The sequence below is a fragment of the Tsukamurella strandjordii genome (genome assembly GCF_039525985.1).
Taxonomy (GTDB): Bacteria; Actinomycetota; Actinomycetes; order Mycobacteriales; family Mycobacteriaceae; genus Tsukamurella; species Tsukamurella strandjordii.
Genome location: NZ_BAAAII010000004.1, coordinates 265386 through 289204, shown reverse-complemented (window position 1 = coordinate 289204; position 23819 = coordinate 265386). Strand labels below are relative to the sequence as shown.

The 23819-nt window shown below is 70.0% G+C and carries 26 protein-coding genes and 1 tRNA gene; 14 read left to right on the top strand and 13 right to left on the bottom strand.

The window, feature by feature from the left end; genetic code table 11:
- Positions 1 to 42: 42 nt before the first annotated feature.
- Positions 43 to 891 carry an alpha/beta fold hydrolase gene (locus tag ABD108_RS07340; RefSeq protein WP_343929922.1) on the top strand — a complete coding sequence of 283 codons (849 nt, stop codon included), beginning with the start codon at positions 43 to 45 and terminating at the stop codon, positions 889 to 891.
- Here ABD108_RS07340 and ABD108_RS07335 read toward each other — a convergent pair whose 3' ends face one another.
- From ABD108_RS07335 to ABD108_RS07325, 3 genes are all read right to left on the bottom strand, one after another.
- On the bottom strand, positions 892 to 1380 hold the full coding sequence (locus ABD108_RS07335; RefSeq protein WP_220657770.1) for a GNAT family N-acetyltransferase: 489 nt from the start codon (positions 1378 to 1380) through the stop codon (positions 892 to 894). It lies immediately after the preceding gene.
- A gap of 37 nt (positions 1381 to 1417) precedes the next feature.
- On the bottom strand, positions 1418 to 3130 hold the full coding sequence (locus ABD108_RS07330) for an aminotransferase class V-fold PLP-dependent enzyme (protein ID WP_220657769.1): 1713 nt from the start codon (positions 3128 to 3130) through the stop codon (positions 1418 to 1420).
- A 117-nt stretch (positions 3131 to 3247) separates the two neighbouring features.
- The gene (locus tag ABD108_RS07325) at positions 3248 to 4129 is read right to left on the bottom strand and encodes a crotonase/enoyl-CoA hydratase family protein (protein WP_220657768.1); all 882 of its coding nucleotides are present in this window, start codon (positions 4127 to 4129) and stop codon (positions 3248 to 3250) included.
- 43 nt (positions 4130 to 4172) lie between these two features.
- Here ABD108_RS07325 and ABD108_RS07320 point away from each other — a divergent pair.
- The 5 genes from ABD108_RS07320 (at position 4173) to otsB (ending at position 8241) form a co-directional block, all read left to right on the top strand.
- Positions 4173 to 4247: transfer RNA gene (locus ABD108_RS07320), tRNA-Thr, on the top strand.
- Positions 4248 to 4436: 189 nt separating this feature from the next.
- On the top strand, positions 4437 to 5840 hold the full coding sequence (locus ABD108_RS07315; protein WP_220657767.1) for a threonine/serine exporter family protein: 1404 nt from the start codon (positions 4437 to 4439) through the stop codon (positions 5838 to 5840).
- Positions 5841 to 5878: 38 nt separating this feature from the next.
- Complete coding sequence (locus tag ABD108_RS07310) at positions 5879 to 6037, top strand: hypothetical protein (RefSeq protein ID WP_220657766.1); 159 nt, start codon at positions 5879 to 5881, stop codon at positions 6035 to 6037.
- A 6-nt stretch (positions 6038 to 6043) separates the two neighbouring features.
- Entirely contained in the window at positions 6044 to 7498 is a 1455-nt protein-coding gene (locus tag ABD108_RS07305) for an alpha,alpha-trehalose-phosphate synthase (UDP-forming) (protein WP_305111203.1), read from the top strand.
- On the top strand, positions 7495 to 8241 hold the full coding sequence (gene otsB / locus ABD108_RS07300) for a trehalose-phosphatase (protein ID WP_343929921.1): 747 nt from the start codon (positions 7495 to 7497) through the stop codon (positions 8239 to 8241). Before ABD108_RS07305 ends, otsB begins: the two co-directional genes overlap by 4 nt.
- On the opposite strand, the gene ABD108_RS07295 is transcribed toward otsB, so the two are convergent.
- Genes ABD108_RS07295 through ABD108_RS07285 form a run of 3 tightly spaced genes read right to left on the bottom strand, consistent with a single transcriptional unit; the run spans position 8234 to position 11274 of the window.
- On the bottom strand, positions 8234 to 9073 hold the full coding sequence (locus ABD108_RS07295; protein WP_343929920.1) for a transglutaminase-like domain-containing protein: 840 nt from the start codon (positions 9071 to 9073) through the stop codon (positions 8234 to 8236). The genes otsB and ABD108_RS07295 overlap by 8 nt on opposite strands.
- Entirely contained in the window at positions 9040 to 10224 is a 1185-nt protein-coding gene (locus ABD108_RS07290; protein ID WP_343929919.1) for a L,D-transpeptidase, read from the bottom strand. The genes ABD108_RS07295 and ABD108_RS07290 overlap by 34 nt, the downstream gene beginning before the upstream one ends.
- Positions 10225 to 11274, bottom strand: a complete 1050-nt coding sequence (locus ABD108_RS07285; protein WP_343929918.1) for a UDP-N-acetylmuramate dehydrogenase — start codon at positions 11272 to 11274, stop codon at positions 10225 to 10227. It lies immediately after the preceding gene.
- Positions 11275 to 11298: 24 nt separating this feature from the next.
- Here ABD108_RS07285 and ABD108_RS07280 point away from each other — a divergent pair, with 24 nt between their 5' ends.
- The 6 genes from ABD108_RS07280 to ABD108_RS07255 are packed head-to-tail and all read left to right on the top strand — an operon-like array spanning position 11299 to position 16484.
- The gene (locus tag ABD108_RS07280) at positions 11299 to 11820 is read left to right on the top strand and encodes a DUF2505 domain-containing protein (RefSeq protein ID WP_220657760.1); all 522 of its coding nucleotides are present in this window, start codon (positions 11299 to 11301) and stop codon (positions 11818 to 11820) included.
- 22 nt (positions 11821 to 11842) lie between these two features.
- The gene (locus tag ABD108_RS07275; RefSeq protein WP_220657759.1) at positions 11843 to 12352 is read left to right on the top strand and encodes a DUF2505 domain-containing protein; all 510 of its coding nucleotides are present in this window, start codon (positions 11843 to 11845) and stop codon (positions 12350 to 12352) included.
- 3 nt (positions 12353 to 12355) lie between these two features.
- Positions 12356 to 13123 carry an O-methyltransferase gene (locus ABD108_RS07270; protein ID WP_343929917.1) on the top strand — a complete coding sequence of 256 codons (768 nt, stop codon included), beginning with the start codon at positions 12356 to 12358 and terminating at the stop codon, positions 13121 to 13123.
- 54 nt (positions 13124 to 13177) lie between these two features.
- Entirely contained in the window at positions 13178 to 13984 is an 807-nt protein-coding gene (locus ABD108_RS07265; protein WP_220657757.1) for a carbon-nitrogen hydrolase family protein, read from the top strand.
- Between the two features lie 56 nt (positions 13985 to 14040).
- Complete coding sequence (locus ABD108_RS07260) at positions 14041 to 15189, top strand: LmeA family phospholipid-binding protein (protein WP_343929916.1); 1149 nt, start codon at positions 14041 to 14043, stop codon at positions 15187 to 15189.
- Positions 15189 to 16484, top strand: coding sequence for a cytochrome P450 (locus ABD108_RS07255; RefSeq protein WP_343929915.1), 1296 nt, complete (start codon positions 15189 to 15191; stop codon positions 16482 to 16484). The genes ABD108_RS07260 and ABD108_RS07255 overlap by 1 nt, the downstream gene beginning before the upstream one ends.
- Before the next feature lies 1 nt (position 16485).
- Here ABD108_RS07255 and deoC read toward each other — a convergent pair whose 3' ends face one another.
- Positions 16486 to 17190: a deoxyribose-phosphate aldolase gene (deoC, locus tag ABD108_RS07250; RefSeq protein WP_220658567.1), complete on the bottom strand. Its 705-nt coding sequence runs from the start codon at positions 17188 to 17190 to the stop codon at positions 16486 to 16488.
- Positions 17191 to 17197: 7 nt separating this feature from the next.
- Between deoC and purU the strand changes: the two genes are divergently transcribed.
- Complete coding sequence (gene purU / locus ABD108_RS07245; protein ID WP_220657754.1) at positions 17198 to 18070, top strand: formyltetrahydrofolate deformylase; 873 nt, start codon at positions 17198 to 17200, stop codon at positions 18068 to 18070.
- Positions 18071 to 18106: 36 nt separating this feature from the next.
- Here purU and ABD108_RS07240 read toward each other — a convergent pair whose 3' ends face one another.
- The 6 genes from ABD108_RS07240 to ABD108_RS07215 all read right to left on the bottom strand — a co-directional run bounded on the left by ABD108_RS07240 (position 18107) and on the right by ABD108_RS07215 (position 22895).
- Entirely contained in the window at positions 18107 to 19015 is a 909-nt protein-coding gene (locus ABD108_RS07240) for an endonuclease domain-containing protein (protein ID WP_255585654.1), read from the bottom strand.
- Positions 19016 to 19119: 104 nt separating this feature from the next.
- Positions 19120 to 20163, bottom strand: coding sequence for an alpha/beta fold hydrolase (locus tag ABD108_RS07235; RefSeq protein ID WP_305111222.1), 1044 nt, complete (start codon positions 20161 to 20163; stop codon positions 19120 to 19122).
- Positions 20164 to 20187: 24 nt separating this feature from the next.
- Positions 20188 to 20487, bottom strand: coding sequence for a DUF2516 family protein (locus tag ABD108_RS07230; RefSeq protein ID WP_220657752.1), 300 nt, complete (start codon positions 20485 to 20487; stop codon positions 20188 to 20190).
- Positions 20488 to 20560: 73 nt separating this feature from the next.
- Positions 20561 to 21103 carry a heparin-binding hemagglutinin gene (locus ABD108_RS07225; protein WP_220657751.1) on the bottom strand — a complete coding sequence of 181 codons (543 nt, stop codon included), beginning with the start codon at positions 21101 to 21103 and terminating at the stop codon, positions 20561 to 20563.
- Complete coding sequence (locus ABD108_RS07220; RefSeq protein ID WP_220657750.1) at positions 21100 to 21483, bottom strand: helix-turn-helix domain-containing protein; 384 nt, start codon at positions 21481 to 21483, stop codon at positions 21100 to 21102. The genes ABD108_RS07225 and ABD108_RS07220 overlap by 4 nt, the downstream gene beginning before the upstream one ends.
- An 86-nt stretch (positions 21484 to 21569) precedes the next feature.
- Positions 21570 to 22895, bottom strand: a complete 1326-nt coding sequence (locus ABD108_RS07215) for a DUF445 domain-containing protein (protein WP_220657749.1) — start codon at positions 22893 to 22895, stop codon at positions 21570 to 21572.
- A 60-nt stretch (positions 22896 to 22955) separates the two neighbouring features.
- On the opposite strand from ABD108_RS07215, the gene ABD108_RS07210 reads away from it, so the two are divergent.
- The gene (locus tag ABD108_RS07210; protein WP_220657748.1) at positions 22956 to 23819 is read left to right on the top strand and encodes a polyphosphate kinase 2 family protein; all 864 of its coding nucleotides are present in this window, start codon (positions 22956 to 22958) and stop codon (positions 23817 to 23819) included.

Here is a 23819-nt window from a genome sequence, read left to right as displayed (position 1 = left end):
GGTCGGATGCCGAACCGAAGACGGGATGGTTGAGTGGTGAGCATGACTGAGCGGATCAGCGGCTTCCAGCGCGCGGGGCTGACCTTCCCGGTGGTGGACACCGGACCGATCGACGGCGAGATCGTGGTGCTGCTGCACGGTTTCCCGCAGACCCCCACCTCGTGGGAGGCGACCGCCGCGGCGCTGCACGAGCGCGGCTACCGCACCGTGATCCCCTGGCAGCGCGGCTACTCCGCGACGGCGAAGCCGCAGCGCCGCTACGACTACCGCAGCGCGGAGCTGGTCGCCGATATCGCCGAGCTGCTCCGCATCACGGGCCCCGCGCACCTCGTCGGGCACGACTGGGGCGCCGCGGTGGCCTGGCAGACCGCGGCGGAGCATCCCGCGTCGGTGCGCACCCTGACCACGGTGTCGGTGCCGCACCCGCTCGCCTTCCTGCGGTCGATGGCCAGCTCCAACCAGGCCCTGCTCTCGTACTACATGCTGCTCTTCCAGATCCCCGTGCTGCCCGAGCTGCTCGCCGCCCGCCGTCCCGACCTGTTCTCGAAGTTCCTGGCCCGCGCCGGTATGCCCGAGGAGGCGCAGGCGGTGGTCCTCGACGAGATCGTCACGCCCGGCCTGCTGGGTGGCGGGCTGAACTGGTACCGCGGCATGCCCTTCGTGGGGACCCGCCCGCCGAGCGCGAAGGTCACCAGCCCCACGACGCACATCTGGAGTTCGGGCGATGTCGCGCTCGCCCGCCGCGGCGCGGAACTGACCGAGGACTACGTGCAGGCGCCGTTCCGGCTGATCGTGCTGGACGGAGTGAGCCATTGGATCCCGGACGAGCGTCCCGACGAGCTGGCCGAGATCATCGTCGAGAACGCGACGGCGCATCCGGCCGGCGGTTGATCAGAGGATGCGCTGCATGAGCACGAGATCGAGCCAGCGGCCGAACTTCATACCCACCTGAGGCATCTGGCCGGTCACCCGGAAGCCGAGCTTGCGGTGGAGCGCGACGGAGGCGTGGTTCGACTCCTCGATCGCCGCCACCACCACGTGCACATCCGACTGCTTCGCCCGATCGATCAGCGCGTTCATGAGCGCCTCGGCGATACCGCGCCGGTAGAACCCGTCGGCCACGTACACCGAGTTCTCCACCGTGTATCGGTAGCCGGTCTTCGCGCGGAACGGGCCGTAGCTGGCGTAACCGCCGAGCTCGCCGTCGACGATCGCCACCAGCACCGGGAAGCCCCCGGCGCGCCGCTCCTCCAGCCACGCCGTGCGCTCGGCGAGGTCGGAGGTCTCCTCCGACCAGATGGCCGTGGAGTTCTCCACCGCGTCGTTGTGGATGACGAGGATCGCCGGCAGGTCGGAGGGCTGGGCGTCACGGATCTCCATGCCGTGCATCGTATGCCCTCCCGACGGTGCGCGGAGGTCAGGCCTCCAGGCAGTCCACCGGAAGATCGAACCAGCGCAGATGATCGAAATCGGCGGAGAGCTCCGCCGGTGCGGCCTCGACCGGGGAGGCCACGGCGAACACCGCCTGAGCCTCGGCGAGGTAGCCCGCCAGGGCGCTCTCGGGCGCGCGGTCGTCGTGCTGCGGGTACGACATGCGGCCCTGCTCGTCGTAACTGACATCGGTGAGCCGGACGAGCGGCTCCACCGCGCCCCGGCGGTGCCGCCACAGCCCCGTCTCCGGTTCGAACCGATAGTCGGGCAGCAGCTTCCACCCCTCGCGGGCCACCATCAGCACCGCCTCCACGAGGTAGTCGAAGACCGCCTCCGAGATGAAGTAGTTGAGGTTCACCCGCACCCAGCCGGGCTTGATCCCCTCACAGCCCCGGGTGATCTCGCGTTCGAACTCGCGGGAGTGGTCGAGATCGATGCCCAGCAGCCGATGCCCGTACGGGCCGGCGCACGAGCAGCCGCCGCGGGACTGGATGCCGAAGACGTCGTTGAGCAGGGCCACGACGAAGTTGTGGTGCAGGAACTTCCCGGTGGGCGAGCGCACCACGAAGGACAGGATCGAGAGCCGGTCCGCGTCCAGGTTGCCGAGGATCTCGATCGCCGGCTCCGCCTGCCAGCGGGCCACGGCGCGGCGCAGCAGATCCTCCTCGTGCGCCTTGATCACCTCGACGCCCACCTCGCGCTTGAGGTCGAAAACCAGCCCCGCGCGGATGGATTCGACGATGGCCGGGGTCCCGGCCTCCTCGCGCTGCGCGGGATCGTCGACGTACTGGTGATCGTCGGGGTTCACGTAGGTCACGGTGCCGCCGCCGGGGACGACGGGGACCCGGTTGCGCAGCAGCTCCCGGCGGATCACCAGCACCCCCGGGGTGCCCGGTCCGCCGACGAACTTGTGCGGACTGAGGAAGATCGCGTCCTTGTAGGCGCCGGTGCCCAGCGCGCGCGCCGGATCGCCCTGGTACATCTCGATGTCCACGTACGGTCCGGCGGCGGCGAAGTCCCAGAAGGACAGTGCGCCGTGGGCGTGCAGGAGGGCGCTGATCCGCCCGGTGTCGCTGAGGATGCCGGTCACGTTGCTGGCGGCCGAGAAGGAGCCGATCTTGAGCGGCCGGTCCCGGTACCGGTCGAGCGCGGCGTCCAGCGCGGTCACGTCGATGTGCCCGTCGGCGTCCTGGTCGATCACCACCACGTCGGCGATCGATTCGCGCCACGGCAGCTCGTTGGAGTGGTGCTCGTACGGGCCGATGAAGACCACCGGCCGCTCCTCCGGCGGGATCGCATCGCTCAGGTGATAGCGCCGGTCCAGATCGTCGGGGATCCGCAGGCCCAGCACGCCGACCAGCTTGTCGATCGCGCCGGTGCAGCCCGAGCCGGTGAAGATGACCACGGTCTCGTCGTCGCCGCCGACGGTCTCGCGGATGATCCGGCGCGCGTCCTCACGCAGTCGAGTGGTCTGCAGGCCGGTCCCGCTCGACTCGGTGTGGGTGTTCGCGTACCGCGGCAGCACCTCGTCGCGGATGAAGTCCTCGATGAAGCTCAGCGAACGTCCCGAGGCGGTGTAATCGGCGTAGGTCACTCGGCGCGGACCGAAGGGCCCCGGGAACACCTGATCGTCGCCGATGAGCGATTCGCGGATGCGGCTCAGGATCGGCGGCTCGGGCAGACCTCCGGGGTTCGACATGATGCGCGGCCTCCGATCGGGTGTCAGCATCCCCCCATGGGGATACCGTCCACGATAGATCGGGAAGCGGGCTCCCGAGCCGATCCCGGCCGGACCTTCACCGAACCGTCACCGTCGTCAGTCGGCGACGATGCGCGGCACCGCGGACGCTCGCGAGGTGAACTCGGGCGAGCGCTTCTCCAGGAACGCCGCGACGCCCTCCTTGCCGTCGCCGATCGACGTGTAATACATGCCCAGCGAATCCGCCAGGTGCTGCTCCAACGGAGTGGCCGCGCCGAGACCGCGGTAGATCAGCTGCTTGTTGATCGCCACGCCCACGGCGGATCGCCCCTTCACCCAGGACCGGGCCAGCTCCTGGGCAGCGCCCACCAGCTCGTCGGGCTCGTGGATGCTGCGCACCAGCCGGCCGGCGTGCGCCTCCTCGGCGGTGAGGATGTCGGCGGAATACACCCACTCCAGCGCCTGCGACGGCCCGACGATGCGGGGCAGGAACCAGCTCGAACACGCCTCCATGACGATGCCGAGGCGCCCGAAGACGAAGCCGATCCGCGCCTTCGTGGACGCCAGCCGGGTGTCCATCGCGAGGGTCATCGTGGCGCCGATGCCCACCGCGGGGCCGTTGATCGCGGCGATCACGGGCTTGGGCAGCGAGTAGATCGCCAGCGTGAGCTTGCCGCCGGTGTCGCGCACGCCGTCCTGGAAGGGCGGCTGGTCGTAGTTCGCGACGAACTCCTCCGGCGTGGGCGGGTCGATCGTCTCGTCGAGCCCGAAGACGTTGCCCTCACCGGTGAGGTCCATACCCGCGCAGAAGGCGCGGCCCGAGCCGGTGACCACCACGGCGCGGATCTCGTCACTGTGCGCGTGCACCTCGAAGAACTCGGTGAGCTCGCGCGCCATCGTCACGCTGAACGCGTTGAGCTGATCGGGCCGGTCCAGCAGCAGGGTCGCGACACCGTCGCCGTCCACGGTCCAGCTGATGGTCTCGAAGGAGTCAGTCATGACTGAGACGATATGCTGTGCACCGACGGTCGCACGGCCGCCCGCCTCCCTAGCTCAGTGGTAGAGCACCGCTCTTGTAAAGCGAAGGTCGTCGGTTCAATCCCGACGGGGGGCTCCACAAGCCTCAACCCGCAGGGCCGAGGCGACGATGCCGGGCAGGCGCAGCCACGACGGCGCCACGGCGAACTCCGTCGGCCTGCGACCGTGCTCGCCGCCGACACGCACGGACCCGGCCGGGGTGACAACGGTGTGCACGGGGTGAGACGCTCACGGTCTGCACCGCAGTGATCGAGGAGGTCCCCCGAAGGTGAAGCTCGCGCTCCGCAACCGGATCGCCCACGGCGTCCAGGCACTGACCGGCCGCCGCGCGGCCACCGCGGACACCGCTGGGCTGCCCGTCGTCACTCCGCTGCAACCCATCGACCTGCGCGACACCGAGACCGTCGGCGAGGTCCTCGAGGTGGCCATGAAGGTGGGCGCGGTGCTGCTCGACTCCGGCACCGGCGCCGTCGACACCGAGGCCCAGGTCCGGTACGTGGCCGCCACCTACGGCATCGACGACTGCACCGTGACGGTGACCTACAACGCGATCACCGTGTCCGTGCAGCGCGGACGGGGCCTGCCACCGTCGACCTACCTGCGCACCGTGAACCACCGCTCGCTGGACTACACCCGGCTCGCACAGGTGGACTCCCTGGTGCGGCGCATCGGCCGCGGCGTGATCCGGCCCGATGTGGCGCAGCGCGAGCTGGACGAGATCATGAGCGCCGGCCACCCGTATCCGCGCGCCGTCGCCATCGCCGGCTGGGCGATCATGGCCGGCGCGCTCACCCTGCTACTCGGTGGCGCGCTCCCGTTGGCCGCGGTCTCGTTCGTCTCGACCGCCCTCATCTACGCGGTGAACGTGCGGCTCGGCCAGATCGGTCTGCCCTACTTCTTCCAGCAGGTGGTGGGCGGTTTCCTCGCCACCCTGCCCGCGGCGCTGATCTACCGGCTGTCCCTGGTCTACGGCTGGGAGGTCGAGCCCTACCGGGTGATCGTCTCGGGAATCATCGTGCTGATGGCCGGACTCTCCCTGGTCGGCTCGGTGCAGGACGCCATCACCGGCGCACCCGTCACGGGCGCCGCCCGGTTCTTCGAGGTGGTGGTGTTCACCGGCGGCGTGGTGGCCGGCGTCGGCATGGCGTTGCGCGTCACCTCCGAGCTGGGCGCCACCCTCCCGCCGCTGCAGCAGGCACCGTTCGACTACGCACCGCTGCCGATCCTGGTGGTCACGGGCGGTATCGCCGCCGCGGCCTTCGCCCTCGCGAGCTACGCCCAGATGCGGGCACTCACCACGTCCTTCCTCGCGGGCTGCGCGGGCGCCCTGGTGGCCGGGTCGATCCTCAACCTGGGGCTCGGCCCGATCGTCGCGTCCACCGCGGCGGCCTCCACCGTCGGCCTGGCCGGCGGCCTCCTGGCCCGCCGCGCCGTGGTGCCCCCGCTCATCGTGGCCGTCGCCGGCATCACGCCCCTGGTCCCCGGCCTCGCGGTGTACCGCGGCCTCTCAGAGCTGATGGCCGGACAGACCACCGCCGCCCTGACCAACATGGCCACGGCGCTGGCCGTGGGCTGCGCACTCGCGGCCGGCGTGACCTTCGGCGAGTGGCTGGCACGCACCATCCGCCGGCCGCGGATCGCCAGAATCACGTTCCGGCGGGTCCGCGGGTAAACTAGTTCCGGTTGTCAATGAGAAACGAAGGTGTGCAGATGCCCCCGAAGACCACGGAGATCAGCGACGAGGATCTCGAGCCCGTAGCGGACGAGACCGCACGTCAGGCCCAGCGGGTCGTCGCCGCGTACGCGACCGACGCCGACGAGTGCCGGATGCTGCTGTCGATGCTGGGCATCGGCCCCAAGGAGGCCTAAGCCACCGTGGCCGCCACTGAGATCTCCACAGAAGGTGCCGAGTTCATCGTGGTGGCCAACCGGCTCCCCGTCGACGTGGAGCGTGCCCCCGATGGCACGCTCACGTGGAAGGAAGCCCCCGGCGGCCTGGTGACGGCGCTCAAGCCGATCCTCAGCGCCCGCAACGGCGCGTGGGTCGGCTGGCCCGGCGCTCCCGACGTCGGCGGCGAACCGATCGAGGGCGAGGACATGCTCCTCGTCCCGGTCGAGCTCAGCGCCCAGGAGGTCGAGGAGCACTACGAGGGCTTCTCCAACGGCAGCCTCTGGCCGCTGTACCACGACGTGATCGTCAAGCCCGAGTACCACCGCGAGTGGTGGAACACCTACGTCGAGGTGAACCGGCGGTTCGCGGAGGAGACCGCGAAGGTGGCCGCGAAGGGCGCCACCGTCTGGGTGCAGGACTACCAGCTGCAACTGGTCCCCAAGATGCTGCGGATGCTGCGGCCGGACGTGAAGATCGGCTTCTTCCTGCACATCCCGTTCCCGCCGGTCGAGCTGTTCATGCAGATGCCGTGGCGGCGCGAGATCATCGAGGGCATCCTCGGCGCCGATCTGGTGGGCTTCCACCTGCCCGGTGGCGCCCAGAACTTCCTCTACCTAGCCAAACGGCTGGCCGGCTACCCCACCAGCAAGGGCTCGATCGGCGTGCGCTCGAAGTTCGGCGTGGTCACCGTGGGCTTCCGCTCGGTGCGGGTGGGCGCCTTCCCGATCTCGATCGACTCCGCCGATCTGGCCGCCACATCGAAACTGCCGGAGACCCGCAAGCGCACCCGCGGCCTGCGCAAGGAACTCGGCAATCCCGAGAAGATCATGCTCGGCGTGGACCGCCTCGACTACACCAAGGGTATCGATGTGCGGCTGCGCGCCATCGGCGAGCTGTACCAGGAGGGACGGCTCGATCCGGAGCGGCACGTCTTCGTGCAGCTGGCCACGCCCTCGCGCGAACGGGTCGAGTCCTACAAGGCGATGCGCAACGACATCGAGCGCCAGGTGGGCCGGATCAACGGCGACTTCGGCCGCGTGGGCCATCCCGTGATCCACTACATCCACAAGCCGGTGCCCCGCACCGAGCTGGTGGCCTTCTTCGGCGCCGCCGACGTGATGCTGGTGACCCCGCTGCGCGACGGGATGAACCTGGTGGCGAAGGAGTACCTGGCCTGCCGCACCGATTCGACGGGCGCGCTGGTACTCAGCGAGTTCACCGGCGCCGCAGCCGAACTCCGCCAGGCGTACCAGTGCAACCCGCACGATCTGGAGGGCGTGAAGAACGCCATCGACGAGGCCGTGCACCAGGACCCGGAGGACGGCAAACGCCGCATCCGCAGCATGCGCCGCCAGGTGCTCCAGTACGACGTGGACCGCTGGGCCCGCTCCTTCCTGCAGACCCTGTCCGGTCGGGTCGACGAGACACCGAAGCAGTGACCGAGCTGCGCGCGGCACTCGGCGGATTCGCCGCGCTGCCCACGGTTCTGGTGGCCACCGACTACGACGGTGTGGTGGCGCCCATCGTCTCCGATCCGGCCGCGGCGTTCCCGCTGCCCGGGACGGTGGAGGCGCTCACCGCACTGTCCGGCCGGCCCGGGGTCACGGTCGCCCTGATCTCCGGCCGCGACCGGGCCACGCTCGGACGACTTTCCGGTGCCCGACCGCCCCTCGTGACGGTGGGCAGCCACGGGGCCGAATGGGAGGACGGGTTCGAGGGCGCACTCGACTCCGCCGCGCAGGATCGCCGGGACACGGTGCTCGCGCAGCTGCACGCCATCGCCGCGGACTTCCCCGGCGCGGCCGTGGAGCCCAAACCGCTCGGCGGCGCATTGCACGTGCGGAACGTGGTGGCCGGGAACGGCTCCGAGGCCATCGAACGGGCCCGGCGGGGCCCCGCCGCCCTGCCCGGCGTGCACGCGACCGACGGTAAGGCGGTGCTCGAGCTCACGGTGCTCGAGGCCTCCAAGGGACGCGCCCTCACGGCGCTGCGCGAGCGCACCGGCGCCGCCGCCGTGCTCTACCTCGGCGACGACGTGACCGACGAGAAGGCCTTCGCCGTTCTCACCGAGCCGGGCGACATCTCGATCAAGGTGGGAGACGGCGCCACCGCCGCCCGGTTCCGCATCGACGACCCGCAGGACGTGCGCGCGGTCTTCGAGGAGCTGCTCACGCTCAGGTGAGCGCGACCAATGTTCGCGGATCATCCTTGGGCAGATCGCGATTCGCCGTCGCTCCGACGGTGAGCCGATCCAGGCGAATGGATCCGCCGTGGTTGTCCAGGAAGGCGATATCGGAGGCATCGCGTCCGGTGGCGATGCGCATCATGGTGGCGCGCGGCGCGAGCCCGGTGGCGTCGAGCACGTACCAGCGGCCCTCCACGAGCGCCTCCGTCACCGCGTGGAAGTCCATCGGATCGCACCCCGGCGCGAACACCGCGGTCATCCGCGCGGGCACCTTCAGCGCCCGCAGCAGCGCGACGGTCAGGTGCGCGTAGTCGCGGCAGACGCCGGCCGAGGCCAGCAGGGTCTCCGAGGCACCGTCGAACGGGGTGCTCGCACCCGGCAGGTAGTCCAGGCGTCCAGCGACGAACTCGCACACGGCGATCGCCTTTTCCGCATCGCTCATCGAGCCGGGGAACTGCGTGCCCGCGAAGCCGAAGAAGCGATCGACCGGTGCGTACCGCGAGGGGCGCAGGTACAGCGTCGACAGGTAGTCGTCGCTCGGCTCGGGCAACGCCGCGCCGAGGACTTCCGCGCGGTACTCCAGGTGCGCGACGCCCCCGCCGACCGAGGCCCGGTGGATCCGGGTGCCGTGCGGGCCGATCACCTCGTGCAGCTGGTGCGGCACACCGTCGACGGTGAGCCGCAAGGATTCCCGGACGTCGAGTCCGGGCACCCGGGCGACGGTCACCTGGTACTCGAGCAGCGTGGGCGCGAGCACCGTGCACGCGACATCGGCGGAGACGGTCCGCCCGGGACCTAGGTGCGGTGCAGAGCCGACATCGATTGCCATGTGGGCCAGTCTATGGCCCAGTCGTAGATGTCTCCGTCGGCGGCCGACAGCTCGATCGACGTACCGCTCACCTCGACCGGATCGCCGTAGATGGCACTGCGGAAATACGACTCGGCATCTGCCAACGACAAATTGATGCACCCGTTGGTCACGTTGGACGCACCCTGGTTGCCCACGGTTTGCGGGTTGGCGTGGATGAATTCGCCGTTGTTGGAGATCCGCACCGCCCACCGCTCACGCACGTTGAAGTAGCCGGCGGCGGGATTGGACATGGCGAAGTCCTCGTGCTTCTCGCTCACCACGTGGATGCCGGAGCGAGTCACGTTGCGCGGCAAGTCGGCCTCGCCGTAAGAACACGGCAGATCCAAATGCACCTGATCGCCGCGCATCACCCGGATCCGGTGCGAGGGCGCGGAGGCCTTGACGATCTGCGCTCGGCCGATGGTGAATTCGCTCGTCACATCGGCGGCGCCGTACACGCCACCGCCGTGGTCGAGCCCGTACAGCGCACCGTTCATGGCCACCTTGGCGCCCGGTGCCCAGTACTCCTTGGGACGCCAGTGCGCGCGCGAGCCGTTGTCCTCGGGCAGCCACGCCCACGAGCCCTCCGTGGCCGGAGTGGTGGTGACCTTGAGCGCCTTCTCCACCGTCGCCTTGTCATTGACGGTGCCGGAGAACTTGAGGATGAGCGGCGCCGCGATGCCCACCTCGGCACCGTCGGCCACGTTGACCACCACCGACATGGTGGAGTCCGGATCCACCACGGTCACGCTGTGATCGATCTTGGTCCACGTGCCGCCCGGGCCGTCGGCGATGCCCGACCAGCGGTACGTGGCGCCGTAGCCGAGCGGTTCGGCCGCGGTGTAGGTGGCACCGTCGGGCGCGGCGGTGAGCTTGACCGCCTTGCCCGACGCCGTGTTCGTGAGCGTGACACCCGGCCGGAAGGTGCCACCCTCCGCCTTCACCGAGACGGTCGTGAGCGGCCCGGGCTTGGTCTCGCCCGCCGGGCTGTAGCTGATGGTGGGCGCCTGCGCCGTGGATGCGAGGGGGTCGCCGTCGCGGGTGCACGCCGCGGCGACCGCGGCGATCGAGGCCACGGACGCACCGAGGAATGCGCGCCGCCCGAAGGGCGCGCGAAACATGTCGAACATCTAATGGATTCTACCGGTCGTTCCTGGGAGGTCGCTGCCCACCAGGACCGGCTCCGGGTGCAGCTCCACACCGAATCGGGCGAACACCCCATCTCGGACTTCGGCTGCGAGCGAGAGCAACTCGGCCGTGGTGCCGGAGCCGCGGTTGGTGAGCGCCAGCGTGTGCTTGGTGGACAGCGAGACGCCGGTGCGGCCGCCGGAGAAACCCTTGCCGAATCCGGCCCGCTCGATCAGCCAGCCGGCGGACAGCTTCACCCCGTCGGGGGCGGGGTACTGCGGCGGCGTCTCCCCCGTGGCGGCCTCGATCCGGGCGACGGCGGCACCGTCGTCGGGCACCACCGGGTTGGTGAAGAAGGAGCCCACGCTCCAGGTGTCGTGATCGGCCGGGTCGAGCACCATGCCCTTGCCGCGCCGCAGCGCCAGGACCTGCTCGCGGGCGGCACGCGGGTCGACGGTGCCGCCGGGCTCGACGCCGAGGGCGCGGGCCAGCTCGCCGTACCGGATCGGGGCGCTGGCACCGTCGGTGAGGGCGAACCGCACCGACAGCACGATGTCGGAATCGGAGGCCTTCAGGCGCGAGGTCCGGTAGGCCAGCTGCAGATCGTCGGGGGCGACCCAGGCCGTCTCGCCCGTGGCCCGGTGGTACAGCTCCACCGCGTCGAGCCAGGCCGCGACCTCGACGCCGTACGCGCCCACGTTCTGCACGGGCGTGGCGCCCGCGGAGCCGGGGATGCCGGACAGGCACTCCAGCCCGCCGAGTCCCGCGTCGACGATGGCCGCGACCACCTCGTCCCAGGTGACACCGGCGAAGGCGGTCACGGTGGTGCCGTCGATCGCCACGCCGTGCCCGGCCAGGTGCACCACGGTGCCGGCGAAACCCTCGTCCGAGATCACCAGGTTCGATCCGCCGCCCACCACCAGCACGGGCTCCCCGGCGGCATCGCAGCGCGCCACGGCCGCGGCCACCTCGGCGCCCGATTCGCAGCGCACGTACCCGCGCGCCGGACCACCGAGGCGCAGCGTGGTCAAGTCCGAGAGCAGTATCGACACCCCGCAACGGTAACGTGTACTGCCATGACCACCCGCCTCGAGCGCTCGCTCGACTACGCCACCAGTCCGGCCGCCCTGCACGCCGCGTTCACCGACGCGCAGTACTGGCCCGCCCGGGTGGCCGAGGTGGGCGGCGACGACGCGAAGATCACCGAGCTCACCGTGTCCGGTGACGCCGCGGCGCCCGATACCCGGTCGGTCCGCGTGGTGGTCACGTACACGATCGGCGCCGACAAGCTGCCCTCCGTGGTGACCGCGATCAAGCCGGGTGGCCTGCAGATCGAGCGGACCGAGGAGTGGGGCCCGTTCGACGGCACCCGCTGCGAGGGCACCTTCTCCGCCACCATCGACGGGGTCCCCGCGCACCTGTCCGGCAGCGCCGTCCTGGAGGCCGGACCCGAGGGCGCCCGGATCACCGCCCGCGGCGAGGCCGCCGTGTCGATCCCCTTCGTGGCCTCGAAGGTCGAGTCGCTGGTGATCGAGAACCTGCAGGAACTGATGGAGAACGAGCGCGAGTTCACGCTGGCTTGGATCGCGCAGCACTGATCACCTTGTAGAGTTCCCCCACATGGCACGACGTCTCAGCTATTCGGCGCGCTTCCCCTTCCCGGCCGAGGTCTTCTACAACGCGTACTCCACGAAGCAGTACTGGGACGACAAGATGACGGACTTCCGGAATCTGACCCCGCTGTCGGAGCTCGCCGAGTTCGACGTCGACGACGAGGGCATCACCGTCGTCCAGAAGCAGAACCTCCCGCACGAGTACCTGCCGCCCATCGCGCAGGGTGTGGTGAAGAAGGACATGATCATCACGCGCCAGGAGTTCTACGGCGCGTGGGACGGCGAGCACTCGCTGGGCGATTACAAGGCCTCGATCCCCGCCGGCCCCGGCTCGCTCAAGGGCGAGTGCGACCTGTTCAACACCGAGACCGGCTCCACCATGCGGTACACCACCGTGGTCAAGGTCTTCGTGCCCTTCGTGGGCACCAAGCTCGAGCAGCTGATCCTGATCAACCTGGTGGACCTGTTCCGCGCCGAGGCCGAGTACCTCAAGTACTGGGTCGACAAGAACGACTGACCGGTGCCCGCCCCCGAGGGACGGATCACCCGGGGCACCACGGGCCTGAACCGGTTGCGGCGCAGTGACCGCTGGTCGGCGCACGCGCCCGCCGTGGCGCAGGCGCTCGCCGGGCCGGCGCCGCTCGCCGTCGACCTCGGGTACGGGGCGCGGCCGAACACCACTCTGGAATGGGCGTCCTGGCTGCGCCGCGCGAATCCGACGGTCCGCGTGACCGGCCTGGAGATCGACCCCGAGCGGGTGGTTCCCGGCCGCGACGGTGTCGAGTTCGCGCGCGGCGGCTTCGAACTCGCCGGCCTGCGGCCGAACCTGGTGCGGGCCTTCAACGTGCTGCGCCAGTACGACGAGGCCGAGGTGCACGACGCCTGGCACTCCGTGACATCGCGGCTCGCGCCCGGCGGGGTGTTCATCGAGGGCACCTGCGACGAGCTGGGCCGACGGTGCTGCTGGCTCACCCTCGACGCCGACGGTCCGCGGACCCTGACGCTGGCCTGGCATCCGGGGTTCACCGAGCACCCGTCGGACCTGGCCGAACGGCTACCGAAGGCCCTGATCCACCACAACGTGCCGGGCGAGAAGATCCACGCGCTGCTCACCCTGGCCGACGAGTGCTGGGATCACGCCGCCGGCTACGCGCCCTACGGCAACCGGATCCGCTGGCGGGCCGCCGGCGCCGCCCTGGCGGAACGCACCGCCGGCGCCGCCCGCCCGCCGCGGCGTCCCACGCGCGACAACCTGCTCACCGTCGACTGGTCGCTGGTGGCGCCGTAGCGGCCGCACGCAGCGCTCGATCGGTATCGAACCGCAGTCAGTAGTGTGGTGCGCATGACAACGCTCCGCGTGGCACTGGCGCAGATCGGCGCGGGTACCGACCCCGGCGCCAATGCGGCGCTGGTCGAGGAGTCGCTGGAGCGCGCCGCGGCGCAGGGAGCGCGGCTCGCCGTCTTCCCCGAGGCCACCCAGTGCCGGTTCGGGGTGCCGCTCGGTCCGGTCGCGGAACCGCTGGACGGGCCGTGGGCCGACCGGATCGCCGCCGCAGCCGCGCGCACCGGTGTGCACGTGGTGGCCGGCATGTTCACGCCCGGCTCCGACGGCCGGGTGCGCAACACCCTCCTCGCCGCCGCGCCGGACGGCACCCGCACCGGCTACGACAAGATCCACCTCTTCGACGCCTTCGGCTTCCAGGAGTCGCGCACCGTCGAGCCCGGTGGGCGCGCCGTGACGGTCGAGGTGGACGGGGTCACCGTCGGGCTCACCACCTGCTACGACCTGCGCTTCCCCACCCTGTTCACCGCTCTCGCGGACGCGGGCGCGCGGGTGATCGCGGCCCCCGCCTCGTGGGGCGACGGGCCCGGCAAGCTCGACGCCTTCACCACCCTCGCCCGGGCCCGCGCGCTCGACAGCACCAGCTTCGTGCTCGCCGTCGACCAGGCGCGCCCGGCCGCGCCGGACCCGAAGGGTGCGCCGCTCGGGGTGGGCGGTTCGCTCGCCGTCGGGCCCGACGGTGCCGTGCTCGCCTCGGCGGGCGACGCCCCCGAACTGCTGATCGTGGACCTGCCACTCGGCCGGATCGACGAGGTCCGCGCGGCGCTCCCCGTGCTCGCCAACCGTCGGGACTTCACCGTTTCCTGACGCGTCCTTCCGCTCCTACCCACCTACCTCCGATGAATAGGGAACAATCGCAGCCGATGGATACGAACCCGAACAACCCGCAGGGCCCGCAGCCGCAGAACCCGGAGAACTCCGGCCCGATCCAGCCGGGGCAGCAGCCCGCGCCGACCGGCTGGGAGCGCCCGCAGCAGCCCCCGCAGGCACCGCAGCAGTCGAATCCGCAGCAGCCGGCCCCGCAGCGGCTCGGCACGCCCCAGGACCCGGCACAGCAGACCGGCCGGCACTCGCAGCCCGAGCCGGGCACGGACGCGACGGTGCCGCTGCCGACCTCGCCGCAGCAGACCACGCCGATGAACGCCGCCACCCCGCCCCCGGCGCAGCGCGGCCCCGTCGGTCCGGGGCCCGGCCCCGTCGGTCCCGGCCCCGGTGGCCCGGGTGGACCTACCGGCCCCGGTGGACCCGCGGGACCGGTGAACGTGGGACCGTCGCAGCCGCCCGCGCAGCGCTCGCAGAAGTCGAAGTCCAAGATCATCGGGCTCTCGGCGGCCGGCCTCGTGGCCGTGCTGGTGATCCTGCTGGTGGGCTCGGAGCTCTACTTCCGCAACAGCGTGCAGAACTGCCTGGGCGAGAACATCAAGAACGGCACCAAGGCCAACGACGTCAGCGTCTCGCTGTCCAAGAAGCCGATGATCCTGCAGGCCACCGGCAAGCTGCCCTCGATCGACATCCAGGCCACCGGCCTCAACGCGACCGAGGGCCTCAACGCGCACATCCTGCTCAAGGGCGTCGAACCGAGCGGTGACAACCGCGTGGACGATGCCACCATCCAGGGCACCTTCACCGCCGACGGCATCAAGAACAAGGTCTCGCAGACCGGCGTGCTGAGCAACCCGACGGTGAACCTCAACACCTCGGCCAACCAGATCGAGATCACCGGCACCGCGATCATCGTGCCGATCACGATCAACCTCAAGCCCACCCTGCAGGACAACAAGGTGGTGCTCACCGCGAGCAAGGCCTCGGTCATGGGTGTGGGTGTGCCCGACGATCTGGCCCAGCAGCTGATCACCGCGATCGCCGACATCCCCACCCCGCAGGGCCTCACCGCCTCCGATCTCAAGATGACCGACCAGGGCGTCTCGGTGACCTACACCGGTAAGAACGTGCTGCCGAAGGACATCGAGAGCAGCGGCGACACGGGAGCCGTGAGCTGCTCGGTGATCTGATGCGCACCGGGGTGACCGCGGCACTCGCCACGCGCGTGCGCTGGGCGATCCAGCACGGTCTACCCCGGTACGCGCTGCCCCGGCGCGCCGCGCGCGGCGATGTCATGGCGCAGATGCTGCTGGGCTACACCGAGCCCGGATCGCAGTACCCGCAGTTCGACCGTCTCCGCGAGGCCGGCCCGCTCACCCGCAGCGACGTGGGGATCACCACCGCCGACCATCAGGCGTGCCGGGAGATCCTGCGCGACAAGCGGTTCAGCACCGTCCAACCCACCGACATGGGATTCCCGGACCCGCTGCAGCGCGTGCTGCGGGCCACCGACCTGGACCTGCCGAATCCCGTTGAGCCACCGTCGATGCTGGTGAGCGAGCCGCCCGCGCACACCGCCTACCGGCACCCGATCGCCCGCACCTTCACGCCGAAGGCCATCGACCAGCTCACCGACCGGGCCGTGCAGGTGAGCGCGGAACTGCTCGACGCCATGGCCGCCGCGCCGTCGCCCGATCTGGTGACCGACTACGCCGCCCGGCTGCCCGTGACGATGATCGGCAGACTCCTCGGGCTCCCCGAGGACGACGACGATTACATGCTCGAATGGGGCGAGGCCGCCGCCCCGCTGCTCGACCCCGGTCTGTCCTGGCCGGTGTACCGGCGCGCGGTCCGCGCGCTGCGCGGCCTCGACGACTACCTCACAGCGCATTTCGCCCGGGTGAAGGCCGCCGGCCACGGCGATCATCCGTTCGCGCTGCTCGCGTCCAGCGGCGAACTCACCGACCGCGAGCTCGTGACGAACGCGGCGCTGCTGATCGGTGCCGGCTTCGAGACCACGGTGAACCTGATCGGGAACGGCATCGTCGCGCTGGTGGAGCACCCCGCGCAGCTCGACCGGTTGCGCGCCGAACCGGAGCTGTGGCCCAACGCCGTCGAGGAGATCCTGCGGTTCTCCAGCCCGGTGCAGCGCACCGCCCGGATCGCCCGCGAGGACGCCGAGATCCTGGGCACCGCGGTGCCGGCGGGCACCATGGTCTCGCTGCAACTGGCGGGTGCGAACCGTGATCCGAAGGTCTTCCCCGATCCCGCCGTCTTCGACGTGGCCCGGCCCGAGGCGAAGAAGAACGTCTCCTTCGGGTTCGGCATCCACGCCTGCATCGGCGCCGCCCTCGCCCGGATGGAGGGCGTGGTGGCACTGCGGATGCTGTTCGACCGGTTCCCCGACCTCACGCTGGACGGTCCGGGGACGCCGCGCGGGCTGTCGACGCTGTACGGCTACGCGTCGCTGCCGGCGCGGCTCTGAGTCACTCCGGGAAGCCGTCGAGCACCGCGCGGGTGCCCGAGAGGCCGAGCCGGTTGGCGCCGGCATCGATCATCGCGCGGGCCGCATCGGCGGTGCGGATGCCGCCCGAGGCCTTCACGCCCACCGTCGGGCCGACGGCGGCGCGCATGATGCCCACGGCCTCCGCGCTGGCACCGCCCGACGGGTGGAACCCGGTGGAGGTCTTGACGAACGTGGCACCGCCCTTGACCGACACCTTGCACACCTCGGTGAGCAGATCGGCATTGCCGAACTCCAGCAGGGCCGCCGATTCGACGATCACCTTGAGCACCGGATCGGCGCCGATCGCCTCGCGCACGGTGAGCACGTCGGCGAAGACGCGGTCCAGTTCCCCGGCGAGCGCGAGGCCCACGTCGATCACCATGTCGACCTCGTGCGCGCCCTCCTCGATCGCCATCCGGGCCTCGGCGGCCTTGATCAGCGAATGATGCTTGCCGGAGGGGAATCCGGCCACCACGCAGGTCTTCGGGGCCCGACGGTCCGCCTCCTGCGCATCGAGCGCGACGCGCAGCGGCAGCATCGACGGGGAGAGGCAGACGGCGTAGACGCCCAGGTCCAGCCCCTCCTGGTACGCCGCGGCCGCAGCGCTTTCGGTGGCCTCGGGCTTGAGCAGCGTGTGGTCGACGAGGGCGGCGACTTCGGATCGGGTGAGCACGTCTGAGACGATACCGGTCGTGACCCGCGACACCCGCTACGTCCTGACTCTCGGCTGCCCCGACACCACCGGCATCGTCGCGAGGATCTCCACCTTCCTCGCCGACGTGGGCGGCTGGATCGTGGAGGCCGCCTACCACTCGGACCCCGACACCGGCTGGTTCTTCACCCGCCAGGCGGTGCGCGCCGACAGCGTCTCGATCCCGCTCGACGAGCTGCGCGCCCGATTCGCGGAGGTGGCCGCCGATATCGGCCCCGAGACGGAGTGGCGACTGACCTCCAGCGCGGACCCCAAGGACATCGTCGTGCTGGTCAGCAAGGAGGGCCACTGCCTGCACGATCTCGTCGGGCGGGTCGCGACGGGCGAACTGGACGCGCGCATCGCCGCGGTCATCGGCAACCATCCCGAGCTGGGCGATTTCGTGTCCCGGCTGGGCATCCCGTTCCACTACGTGCCCTTCCCCGGCGCGGGCGAGGACAAGTCGCAGGCCTTCGCCGAGGTCGCTCGGTTGACCAACGCGCTGGATCCCGACGCCGTGGTGCTGGCCCGCTTCATGCAGGTGCTGCCGCCGGAGCTGTGCGAGGAGTGGGCCGGCCGGGCGATCAACATCCACCACAGCTTCCTGCCGTCGTTCATCGGGGCCCGCCCGTACCATCAGGCCTTCGCCCGCGGCGTGAAGCTGATCGGCGCCACCTGCCACTACGTGACCGCCGACCTCGACGCCGGCCCTATCATCGAGCAGGACGTGACCCGCGTGGACCACTCCGACGAGGCCACCGACATGGTCCTGCGCGGCCGCGATATCGAGAAGGTGGTCCTCGCCCGCGGTCTGCGCTGGCACCTGGAGAACCGCGTCCTGGTCCACGGCCGCAAGACCGTCGTCTTCTCCTGAGTCGCCGAGACTGCGGTTCGGTCCGCGGATAGGCCCTCAGGCGTACATTTTCGCAGTATCGACGGCGGCGGGCCACGTCTTGGGGCAACCGCGTGCGAGGAGCTTACGTTCCAATCGCCGCACCACCTCGTGCGGGCGCTCGGCCAGCAGTTCGGCGCCCACGCGGACGACGGTCCACCCGAGCCGCTCGAGTCGCTCGTAGCGGTCGATGTCGTGCGCGCGTTGCCGCCGGTCCAGCCAATGCTGGTCTCCGTCGTACTCGATGGCGACGCGGTAGTCGGGATACGCCATGTCCAGGCGCGCGACCAGTCCGTATCCGGCCTCGAACACCTGGTGCTGCGTGGTCGGGCGAGGGAAGCCGGCTCGGACGATGAGCAGCCGCGTCGCCGTCTCGCGCGGCGACTGGGCACCCGCGTCCGCTAGATCGATGACGCCCGCTACGCCGCGGGTGCCCCGTCGTCCCGGGTGAGCGGCGGCCACGGCGAGGATGTCGGCCTTCTGGATCTGCGGGTTGGCGTCGAGGAGCGCGTCGATCCGCGCTATCGCCTGGTCGACGGGGTGCCACCGGGCCAGGTCGAAGGCCGTCCGGGCGACGCTGGTGGCGCGAATCCCGCCGAAGAGCATCACTTCTCCGCGATGCAGGTCGTCGGAGTGGACTCCGAGCAGGGGCGGCGACCGGTGATTGCGGTGGAGCAGCTCGGCGGGAAGCCCGGCATCGATCCACTTGCTGCCGTGCGCAGCGGCTGCCGACAGTCCCGCCAGCACTCCCCTGCGCCTCGACCACAGCCATGCGCATTCCGCGCGGTTCTTCGCGGTGATCGCGATGCCGCGATGCAGGTAGACGCCCGGGTACATGGCGACGTAGTGGCACCGCAGCTCACGCCGCGTCAACAGCCCTTCCGCCAGTGCCTCCCCGCCGCGGAAGGGGCGTAACAGCTCCCCCACGACGCCGACGGTAGCGCGGCGGCCGGTGCGAGTCGTCGAAACTGCGGTTTTGTCCGGCCAGAGGCTTCGAACTGAACAATTCCGCAGATTCGACGGTTGAATCCCTACGCGGGGGCGGGGATCTCCTCGTCGACGATGGAGTCGAGGAGGGCGTTGAGCTTCTCCGGCTGCTCGATGGGCAGCATGTGGCCGGCGTCGCGGATCACGGCGAACCGGTCGAGGTGCCCGGTGAGACGCAGCTCGGCGGCGATGACCTCGGCGTCGGCGGGCGGGGTGAGGTGGTCGAACTGGCCCACGACCACGGAGGTGGGGATGGTCAGTTTCTGCAGGCCGTCGGTCACGTCGAGACCGGCGAGCACGCGGCCCCACTCGGCGCGGACATCGGAGGGGCAGGTCGCGACCATGTCCTCGGTGTACCGGACGGCGCCGTACGAGGAGTAGCCGCACAGCGCGGTGTAGCGCAGGACGGCGGTGTGGAGCCGGTTGTGGCGCACCTTGATCGGCGATCCGAGCACCGACGAGCCGACGCGGCCCACGAAGCGCGGCGCGAGCCGGTTCACGGGCGCGAGCAAGGTGGCCCCGACGAATCCGGGCACCGCGTCGCGCGCGTAGGTGGACACGAGGACGGCGTGGTGCGCCCGCTCGGCGACCTCGTCGGTGTACTTGCCGGCCCAGGCCATGATGGTGATGGCGCCCATGCTGTGCCCCACGAGCAGCGCCTTGCGGTCGGCGGGGACGGCGGCACCGAGCACCGCGTGCAGATCGTCGGCGAGCACGCCGGTGGTGTACGCGAAGGCCCCGGGCTCCGATTCGCCGTGGCCGCGCTGGTCGTAGGTGACCACGCGGTAGCCGCGGCCGACCAGGTGCTCGACCTGGCCGGGGAAGTTGGCGACGTTGCAGGTCCAGCCGTGCACGAGCACGGCGACCGGACCATCGACGGGGCCCCAGCTGCGCACGTGCAGACGGGTGCCGTCACCCGAGACGACGAAGCCGTCCTCCCGGGGACCGGCGTAGTCCTCGATCAGCTTGGCGCCCTGCGGCACCGCGGGGGCCCGGAGCACATAGGCCGCTGCACCCGCAGCGGCGCCGGCCGCACCGACTCCCAGGGCGCCCAGGGCGCCGAGAGCGAGCTTGCTGGAATTCTTCATGGAACCAACCCTACTAACTTCTACTCAATAGCGGGGACGCCGGACCTCGTCGAGCTTGGGCCGGGCGTCGAGCAGGTACACCATCGAACCGATCGCCCCGATGATGACACCGGTGCCGTTCAGGTAGGCCATCGCGAAGAGGGTGCACACGACGAGCGTGATGATCCAGTAGTTCTTCTGCCACTTGTTCGCGGCGGTGAACGCCTGCGCCGGGGTGCGCGCCGCATGGAACAGCGCGAAGAGGCCGCCACCGACGACGAGCAGCTGCACCACGGTCAGCGCGACCGTGGTCATGGTGAAGTAGCCCGTCCAGAATGTGTTCATGCCACCAGGGTAAAGGTCGGGCGCCCGGCGGCAATGCCGCCGGGCGCCCGGTCCCGCACATCAGTGATGCGGATTACTTGCTGTTCGCGACCTCGTCGGCGGCCTCGGCGGCCTCCTCGTCGGCGCGGCCGACCAGCTTGGCGGCGCGCTCGCCGACCTGCTTGGCGGCGTCGGCGACCTGGCCCAGCGAGGACTCGGTCAGCTCGACGGCCTGGTTGTAGGCCTTGGTGGCCTGGCCGGTGGCGTCCTCGACGATCGAGCCGGACTTGATCCGCTCGAAGGCCGACTCGCCGCGCTCGGCGAGGGACTCGTAGATGTCGGTGGCGACCTGGATGTAGGCGGCGGCGACCTTGCGCAGCTCGTCCGAGGTGAAGCGGGCGCGCAGCTCGTCGACGTCCTTGGGCAGGCCGTCCTTGGCGTCGGTCAGCTTCGCGGTCGCGGTGCCGGCGGCCTCCTCGACCTTGGCCTTGGCCTCGGCGACGCGGGTGTCGAAGTCCTTCGACGCGTCGGTCGCGGCGGCGCGCAGCTTCTCGATGACCTCGGCGACGGCCTCGTAGGCGTAGTCGCCGGCACCGATGGTCGCGAAGAGCGGGGTCTTCAGGTTCTGCTCGGTCATGGTTGGATCTCCTTCAGTGCAGTCTCGTTCTCGCGGCGGAAGCTCTCGTAGACATCGAGAAGCGCCTGCTTCTGCCGCTCGTTGATGGCCGTGTCCGCTATCAGCGCGTCACGCACGGGAGATTCCGCACGTTCCTCGAGGATCCCGGCCTGCACGTAGAGCACCTCGGCCGACAGCCTCAGCGCCTTGGCGATCTGCCCGAGCACGTCAGCGGACGGTCGACGGAGCCCCCGTTCGATCTGGCTGAGATACGGGTTGGACACCCCCGCCTTCTCGGCCAGCTGCCGGATGGACACCTCTGCCGCGAGACGCTGCGCCCGGATGAACTCGCCGATGTCCGAACCGCTCGGCTTCTCCTGCGGCTGGGCCTCGTCCGTCATTTCCGGTCTCCCGTCTGCGCGGCTGACACCACGCTAACACTGAGTGCTAACTCTTGCAAGCAGTTTGTTAGCACGATGATCGCAAATCAGAACAACAACTGGGTGACGGTGTAGATCAGCAGTCCCGCAATGGAGCCCACGACCGTGCCGTTGATCCGGATGAACTGCAGATCGCGGCCCACCTGGAGCTCGATCTTCTCGGAGGCCTCGTCGACGTCCCACCGAGCGACGGTGTCGGTGATGATCGAGGTGATCTGTCCGGCGTAGTTGGCCACCAGGTGCCGCACGGAGCGGTCCACCCAGTAGTCGGCCTTGCCGCGCAGCGACGGATCGTCGCGCAGTCGCACGCCGAACCGGGCGGCCGACTCGCTGAACTTGGACCGCAGCGTGGAATCGGGATCCTCGACCGAGGCCTCGATCATCCGCTTGGCGGCGCGCCAGGCGGCCTGCGCCGCGGTGCGCACCTCCTCGCGCCCCATCAGCTCGGCCTTGACGTCCTCGACCTTGGCGATGGTGCGCGGATCGTGCTGCAGATCCGAGGCGAAATCCCACAGGAAGGTGCTCATCGCGTGCCGCACCTCGTGGTCGGGATCGCTGCGCACCTTCCACGTGAACTCGACGAGCTCGCGGTAGATCCGCTCCCCCAGCAGCGAGTTGACGAACTTGGGCGACCACTGCGGACCGTCGGTGTCGACGATCTTGTCGATGACGCCCTGGCTCCCGAGGGCCCAGTGGTGCGCGCGCTCGGCCAGCAGGTTGATCAGCGGCAGGTGGCGCTGCTCCTGCAGCAGCGTCTCGACCAGCCGCCCGATCGGCGGCCCCCACTCGGGCTCTGCGAGCCGCTTGATGATGGTGCTGTTGAGCACCGCCTCGACGTCCTCGTCGCGCAGCACCTCGCTCATCACCTTGACCAGCTTCGCCGCTTCGGCACCCAGCTTCTGCGAGTTGTCCGGGTCGGCCATCCAATTGGCCACGCGGTCGGTGAGTTCGAGCGAGCCCACCTTCTCCGCGATCACATCGGGCGTCAGGAAGTTCTGCTCGACGAACCCGCCCAGCGCATCACCGAGCTGGTCCTTCTTCTTCTTGATGATCGCCGTGTGCGGGATCGGAATACCGAGCGGATGCCGGAACAGCGCCGTCACCGCGAACCAGTCCGCGAAACCGCCGACCATGCCGGCCTCGGCGGCCGCCTTCACGTATCCGACCCACGGGCCCGCAATCGGCAGATCGGAGCCGTAGGTGTCGAGGTACTCGCAGAACAGGTAGATCACGGCCGCGCCCAGCAGGAAGCCGAGTGCGACCGCCTTCATCTTGCGCAGGTCCCGCCGCTTCGCCTCGTCCGGAGTACCGAACGGGCTCGACGATCCCGGCCCTGAACGCTCGGGCTTCGTCGCCCCAGTTGCCACCGTCACGAGTCGATCTTGCCCGAAACTCCGACATGAGGGGCGGAAGGGTGCGGCTAGGGTTGTGGAATGGCGAAGAACAGCGGATCGGACGGCTGGACCACCTCGGCCTCGGAGGCACTGCGGTGGCGGGCGGGCTCGCAGGTCACGGATATCGACACGAGCGGCAAGCCCGGTTTCGACGGTGACAAGGCGCTCGGAGAGCAGCTGTTAGCAGAACGCGGTGAGCGGCTCTCCGAATTGCAGGAGTTGCTGTACGCGAATGGCCGGTCGGGCGATCACCGCTCGATCCTGCTGGTGCTCCAGGGGATGGACACCGCGGGCAAGGGCGGCATCGTGCGGCACGTGATCGGGATGGTCGATCCGCAGGGCGTCAAGGCCGCCTCGTTCGGCAAGCCCACTGAAGAGGAGCTGGCGCACGACTTCCTGTGGCGCATCCACAAGCAGACCCCCCAGGGCGGGCAGATCGGCGTCTTCGACCGCTCGCACTACGAGGACGTGCTGGTGGTGCGCGTGCACGATCTGGTTCCGGCGTCGGTGTGGGAGCCGCGGTACGACATCATCAACGATTTCGAGGCCGATCTGATCGCCGCGGGCACCACCATCGTCAAGTGCGCGATGTTCGTCTCCCTCGACGAGCAGAAGAAGCGCCTGCAGGAGCGGCTCGACCGGCCCGACAAGTACTGGAAGTACAACCCCGCCGATATCGACGAGCGCGGCTACTGGCCGAAGTACCAGGAGGCCTATCAGGCCATGCTGGACCGCACGAACACCGACGGTGCGCCCTGGAACATCATCCCGGCCGACCGGAAGTGGTTCTCGCGCTTGGCGATCACCGAACTGCTCATCGAGGCGCTGGAGAAACTGAACCTCGACTGGCCGCCCGCCGATTTCGACGTGGAGACCGAGAAGGCGCGGCTGGCGAAGGCCTGA

Excerpts from the sequence above, each read along its gene's own strand:
- ABD108_RS07220 (WP_220657750.1), bottom strand. The coding sequence starts at position 21,483 with ATGACGGACGAGGCCCAGCCGCAGGAGAAGCCGAGCGGTTCGGACATC.
- ABD108_RS07260 (WP_343929916.1), top strand. The coding sequence starts at position 14,041 with ATGGATACGAACCCGAACAACCCGCAGGGCCCGCAGCCGCAGAACCCG.
- ABD108_RS07340 (WP_343929922.1), top strand. The coding sequence starts at position 43 with ATGACTGAGCGGATCAGCGGCTTCCAGCGCGCGGGGCTGACCTTCCCG.
- ABD108_RS07275 (WP_220657759.1), top strand. The coding sequence starts at position 11,843 with ATGGCACGACGTCTCAGCTATTCGGCGCGCTTCCCCTTCCCGGCCGAG.
- ABD108_RS07210 (WP_220657748.1), top strand. The coding sequence starts at position 22,956 with ATGGCGAAGAACAGCGGATCGGACGGCTGGACCACCTCGGCCTCGGAG.
- ABD108_RS07230 (WP_220657752.1), bottom strand. The coding sequence starts at position 20,487 with ATGAACACATTCTGGACGGGCTACTTCACCATGACCACGGTCGCGCTG.
- ABD108_RS07295 (WP_343929920.1), bottom strand. The coding sequence starts at position 9,073 with ATGGCAATCGATGTCGGCTCTGCACCGCACCTAGGTCCCGGGCGGACC.
- ABD108_RS07235 (WP_305111222.1), bottom strand. The coding sequence starts at position 20,163 with ATGAAGAATTCCAGCAAGCTCGCTCTCGGCGCCCTGGGCGCCCTGGGA.
- ABD108_RS07255 (WP_343929915.1), top strand. The coding sequence starts at position 15,189 with ATGCGCACCGGGGTGACCGCGGCACTCGCCACGCGCGTGCGCTGGGCG.
- ABD108_RS07265 (WP_220657757.1), top strand. The coding sequence starts at position 13,178 with ATGACAACGCTCCGCGTGGCACTGGCGCAGATCGGCGCGGGTACCGAC.
- ABD108_RS07290 (WP_343929919.1), bottom strand. The coding sequence starts at position 10,224 with ATGTTCGACATGTTTCGCGCGCCCTTCGGGCGGCGCGCATTCCTCGGT.
- ABD108_RS07310 (WP_220657766.1), top strand. The coding sequence starts at position 5,879 with ATGCCCCCGAAGACCACGGAGATCAGCGACGAGGATCTCGAGCCCGTA.
- ABD108_RS07225 (WP_220657751.1), bottom strand. The coding sequence starts at position 21,103 with ATGACCGAGCAGAACCTGAAGACCCCGCTCTTCGCGACCATCGGTGCC.
- ABD108_RS07325 (WP_220657768.1), bottom strand. The coding sequence starts at position 4,129 with ATGACTGACTCCTTCGAGACCATCAGCTGGACCGTGGACGGCGACGGT.
- ABD108_RS07335 (WP_220657770.1), bottom strand. The coding sequence starts at position 1,380 with ATGGAGATCCGTGACGCCCAGCCCTCCGACCTGCCGGCGATCCTCGTC.
- ABD108_RS07280 (WP_220657760.1), top strand. The coding sequence starts at position 11,299 with ATGACCACCCGCCTCGAGCGCTCGCTCGACTACGCCACCAGTCCGGCC.
- ABD108_RS07330 (WP_220657769.1), bottom strand. The coding sequence starts at position 3,130 with ATGTCGAACCCCGGAGGTCTGCCCGAGCCGCCGATCCTGAGCCGCATC.